Origin of the sequence: Rhizobium sp. FKY42 (assembly GCF_005222835.1) — a bacterium.
Classification (GTDB): domain Bacteria; phylum Pseudomonadota; class Alphaproteobacteria; order Rhizobiales; family Rhizobiaceae; genus Neorhizobium.
Genome location: NZ_STGA01000075.1, coordinates 1 through 4873 on the forward strand (window position 1 = coordinate 1; position 4873 = coordinate 4873).

Consider the following 4873-nt stretch of genomic DNA (forward strand, 5'->3'; position numbering starts at 1 on the left):
TCGAAGAAATCGAGGTGATCGTCCGCGAGGCGGCGAATGACAATCCAGCTTCCTGGCGCGCCATGCACTCCATGGTCGAGAATATCGCCCGTGAACCCCTCAATCCCGTCGACCAATGGCGCGGCATCGAACGGCTCGTCGCACTCGGCTGGACCCAGGAGGCAATCGCCGTCGCGCTTGCCTTGCCGGTCCGCCAGATCAGGAAGCTTCGGCTTCTGGCGAACGTCTTGCCTTCCATGCTCGACCACATGGCGCTCGGCGACATGCCGAATGAGCAGCAGCTCCGCACCGTCGCAGCCGCCTCGCTCGACGAACAGAAAGAGGTGTGGAAGGCGCACAAGCCAAAGAAGACCGAGCGGGCCGACTGGTACAATGTCGCCCGCGCGCTCGCGAAGACCCGCATGTATGCGAAGGATGCGAGCTTCGGTGACGATCTCGCCAGCGCCTATGGCATCGAGTGGGTCGAGGACCTGTTTTCGCCGGCTGACGAAGACACGCGCTATACCACCAATGTCGAAGCCTTCCTCGGCGCCCAGCAGGAATGGATGACCAACAACCTTCCGAAGAAGGGTGCGATCGTCGAGGTGAACAACTGGGGTCAGCCGGAGCTGCCCAAGAAGGCGGAACGCGTCTACGGCAAGCCGTCGAAGTCCGACCATGTCGCCATGTATCTCGACCGCGACGGCAAGGTGCAGTCGGCTGCCTTCCGCATGCCGGAGGACAGTAAGACCAAGGGCGACGGCGGCGCCTCCGCGACAGTTGGGCAAGGTGACGTCCACGACGGCAGCATCATCGACACGCCGAAGCCGCGCCCCGACGTCACCCAGAACGGCCATGACATGATCGGTGATTTTCGCACCGACGCCCTGCACGAGGCGCTCGGACGCGCGCCGATCGAGGACGACATGCTCATGGCCTTGCTCGTTCTTGCCTTCGCCGGCCAGAATGTGCGCGTCGACTCCGGCGCCAACGACACCGTGTTCGGGCCTAAGCGGTTCAAGCGCTATGCCGCGCGTCTGTTCTCCGAGAATGGCAAGCTTGCCTTTGATATGGAGACAGTGCGCGCCGCCGCCCGCTCCATGCTGATCGACGTTCTGTCCTGCCGCCGCGGCATGTCGAACAGTGGCGTCGTGTCCCGCATCGCCGGCGATGCCATCGGCGCCGACAGCTTCTTGCCCAACATGGGCTCGGAAGATTTCCTGTTGTGCCTGTCGCGGCAGGCACTGGAAACGGCAGCGAAGGAGGTCAATGTCCTGCCGCGTCCGAAGGTGCGCGAAACCCGTGCCGCTCTCGTCGACCACCTCAAGGGCAGCCGTTTCGTGCATGCGTCGGCACTCTTCGCGCCTGATCCGAACGACGTCGCCGATCTGATCAGCCAAGCCGACACTCTTGAGGACGAGGCATCCCCGGCCGACGTCGCGGAGGATGGCCCCAAGGTCGAGCGCATTGAGGGCGCCGCGGCCAGTGAGAAGACGGAGGCAGAGACAGACGAGGGCAATCCGGTTGGGGAAAGCGAAGTCGATAAAGGCGGCGCTTCCGATCCATTCAAGGGTGGAGCCGATATGCCCGAGCCCTTCGACGATGCGCCCCAGGCGGCCGAGCCCGACAGTGTGCAGGACGCCTACGGCATCGCGGCGGAATAACCGCACTCCCTTTTCCCTTCCGAATGATGTTCCTCCGCCGGTGCTCTCCACTGGCGGCGATTTCGTTCCAACGCACCTCAAAACTTAGGGAGAAATTGCATGACCGAGAATGCCGAACACCAGCAGGAACGGCAGGCACTCAGCCGCCGAGAAATCGTCGCCTGCGTCCATACGCCGTGGGGAGTGTCCCAGCGAACGACCGTTTTTGCTGAAGGCATCGAGTGCCATACGACATCAGGTCACGGCGGCTTCAAGCTCTCGGCGACGCGCAATCGGGACGTTCACCTCTTACTGCGGTCGGAAGACGGTTTCTATGAGGAGGACTCTGCCTGGGCGATCGTGGCGATCACCTTTCCCCATCTGTTCACCGCGTTTGAGCGGCAGTGCGCGGAGCGTGCCATCAAGGACTGGTGGCCCGATGCCTGGGAGAAGATTTCTGGCACGATCCTGATGCCCGGAGAATCCCATGTGAAGGACCGTCGCGCTTTTGAGGCAAAGCATGCCGGTGACTGGGTCGTCATATCAGCCATCCGGTCGGATCATCATCCCGGTATGACGGAGGTCATAGCCTCACGCGGTGGCAGGCGAGAATCTCACCTCGAGGAGCAACGCTTTCTGGTGCCGTCTACTGAATACGAGGTCGGGCGTTTCGGCTTCGTCATCGATGAGGCGCGGCATGCGGCTTATGACGGCCCGTCGAGCTTCGTGTCGTGGACCGGAAGGGGTGCGGCATGATGACCTCAGGAGACCGCCAGATCGAATTACGGCGCATGGAGGAGGCCTGCCGCCAGACACGGCATCAGCTCGACATGATCGATCGTCAGATCATCCGCAAAATGACGGCAGTTATCCCGTCGCTTTCGCAGCGCCGATCAGGCTATCGTCGCGGCAGGCCGCCAAATCCGAACACCTTCCTCTGCCGCTACCGCTCCCATCTTGCGGCAATCACCTATGAGCGCCAGCCGGAGATCGATGCACTCTCGCGCAAGCTGGCAAGACAGGAAGCGGCAATCGCGTTGTTGCATGCCAGGAGTTCACCGTCCAGCTCTGCTCGACAGGGCGGCCACGCAGGCGGAGACGATCTGAGCCCCTGATCGTTGCGCTGGCCGAGGTCACGGGGCTGGGCGGTTGGGTGGCGGTCAGTTGCGCGCTTTGCCTGGTTTCCGTGTCCGTTTTGGCTCGGATGAGCCCCTTGGCCGTTCTGTCCTTCGGTTTCGTGGCGGTCTGAACCGGCGCCCGTTCGGTTCAAGGCCGCTGTCGCGCCGCGGGGCGGCCGGTCATGCCGTTCTCGACAAGGTGGCCAATCGTGCTTCGCAGGTCTCAAAGACCCGCTTGACCGCTCGGCCGCCCCGCTCGATCGGGCCTGCCCGGACCCTGAACCGCCCGGGTGCTGCCGGTTCCTTGTGACCGCACCGAAGGACAGAACGGCCAAGGGGCCGGAACCGCTTCGGCAACTGGAAAAGGAAACCATCATGGCAAAGCCCGCAACCCCATCCCGTCAAACCGCTCGCCCCACTTCCCGCCTCGCTTCGGGCGCTACCGGTCGTGTCGTGCAACTGCGCAAGGGCGCCACCATCGAAATGGTCCGCCTGACATGCCCCGATGAAGCCCAGGCGCTGAAGATCGCCGAAAGCTTTGGCACCGCCATCCTCGACAGTGACGGCATCCGCGACCTGCATGAGCGCCTGATTGTCGAGACCGCGACCGCACTCTCCGACGGTCTTGGTGAACGCGCGATGCAGATCCATCTCCAGCGCATCGTCGGCGCCTATGTCGGATCGGCCTACGGCGCCGGCCAGTTCTACAGCAAAGCCGTCACCGAAGCGCGCGACGCTACCGCCAAGGGATCTGCTGACGCCCGCGACGAGGATCTCGATGGCCCTGTTGGCTATGACAGTGCCGCCCAGCGCAAGCGCGAGTTCGCAGCCGACATGGGCGTCCAGGCCCATGCGCTCCGCATGGCTGCCGAAGGGGCCGTTTCCGCCTACGAGCAGATCGTCGGCGAGGTATGGAAGCCCTTCGATCGCCCAGTCGAAAATTCGGGCCAGTCCCTCGACCGCAAGGCGGCCGCCGCGCAGATGTCGGCCTTCGACTGAGGCCCCTCGGGCGGAGCTTCGGCTCCGCCTTCGCCATACCCATAAACAAGCCGTCTCCCCACGCGGGGCGACGGCTGTTTGAGTGCCGACGCCACTTCGAAGTCGCATCAGGAAGGGTGAGAAACATCAAGGATGGTGGCAGGCGCCATCGCGGCCCATCCCTTCTGTCGGTCCTGCAGGAGCCGGCGACAGGCGCAACGGCTGCGCCGTCCTTCTCTTCGTTCCGGCCGTGCCGGTGCGCCTGCCACCGATCACTCCTGCCCTCGGCCCTCCGCGACGGGGCCGCGATCGGCGCGGCCTCCTCAAACACGGAGGTCTGGAAGATGAGCAGGAAATCAGAAAAAGAGCGCACGGACATTTACGCGCGCATCACGGACAGGATCGTCGCCGATCTGGAAAAAGGCGTGCGCCCGTGGGTGCAGCCGTGGAGCGCCCGCAACATGTCCGGCCGGGTCAGCCGGCCGCTCCGGCACAACGGTCAACCGTATTCGGGGCTGAATGTGTTGCTTCTCTGGTCTGAGAGTGTCGCCAGCGGCTTCATGTCAACAACGTGGATGACCCTGCGCCAGGCAAACGAGTTTGGCGCGCATGTGCGAAAGGGTGAGCGAGGCGCGACTGTGGTCTATGCCAGCCGTTTCACGAAGACGGAGAAGGATGCGGGCGGCGGAGACGTCGAGCGCGATATCCCCTTTCTCAAGGCTTACACTGTGTTTAACTGCGATCAAATCGAGGGACTTCCAGATCACTATTACCGCTGCCCTGAACTGGTCGCAAAACCGCTGGAACGGATCGAACATGCCGACCGCTTCTTCGACAACACAGGCGCTGAGGTCCGCTATGGCGGCGACAAGGCCTATTACTCCCCGTCAACTGACCATATTCAGCTGCCCCGGCCCGAACTGTTCCGGGACATGGCGTCCTTCGTTGCCACGAGAGCTCACGAAACCTTGCATTGGAGTTCGGGTCCCGGCCGCTTGAACAGGGATCTCAGCCGCTATCACAAGGATCGCCGCGAGAGGGCATTCGAAGAGATGCTCGTGGAATTGGGATCGGCAATGCTCTGTGCCGATCTCGGTATCGTTCCGGAGCTGGAGCCTCGGCCCGATCACGCCGCCTATATCCACAGTTGGGCCG

The 4873-nt window shown here is 63.2% G+C and carries 4 protein-coding genes and 1 pseudogene; all 5 read left to right on the forward strand.

Going from position 1 to position 4873, the window contains the following annotated elements; genetic code table 11:
• Positions 1 to 1643 (forward strand): plasmid partitioning protein (locus E8M78_RS22980; RefSeq protein WP_137137261.1); only part of this gene is annotated, 1643 nt, incomplete at its 5' end.
• 99 nt (positions 1644 to 1742) lie between these two features.
• A pseudogene (locus tag E8M78_RS22985) lies at positions 1743 to 2378 on the forward strand (hypothetical protein); the annotation flags it as partial.
• Entirely contained in the window at positions 2375 to 2737 is a 363-nt protein-coding gene (locus tag E8M78_RS22990) for a hypothetical protein (protein ID WP_137137262.1), read from the forward strand. The pseudogene E8M78_RS22985 and the gene E8M78_RS22990, both read left to right, overlap by 4 nt.
• A 378-nt stretch (positions 2738 to 3115) precedes the next feature.
• On the forward strand, positions 3116 to 3739 hold the full coding sequence (locus tag E8M78_RS22995) for a hypothetical protein (RefSeq protein WP_137137289.1): 624 nt from the start codon (positions 3116 to 3118) through the stop codon (positions 3737 to 3739).
• A gap of 323 nt (positions 3740 to 4062) precedes the next feature.
• On the forward strand, positions 4063 to 4873 hold an 811-nt coding region (locus E8M78_RS23000; protein WP_246658458.1), incomplete at its 3' end, for an ArdC-like ssDNA-binding domain-containing protein.

Coding starts and splice junctions, on each gene's coding strand:
- E8M78_RS22990 (WP_137137262.1), top strand. CDS start 2,375: ATGATGACCTCAGGAGACCGCCAGATCGAATTACGGCGCATGGAGGAG.
- E8M78_RS22995 (WP_137137289.1), top strand. CDS start 3,116: ATGGCAAAGCCCGCAACCCCATCCCGTCAAACCGCTCGCCCCACTTCC.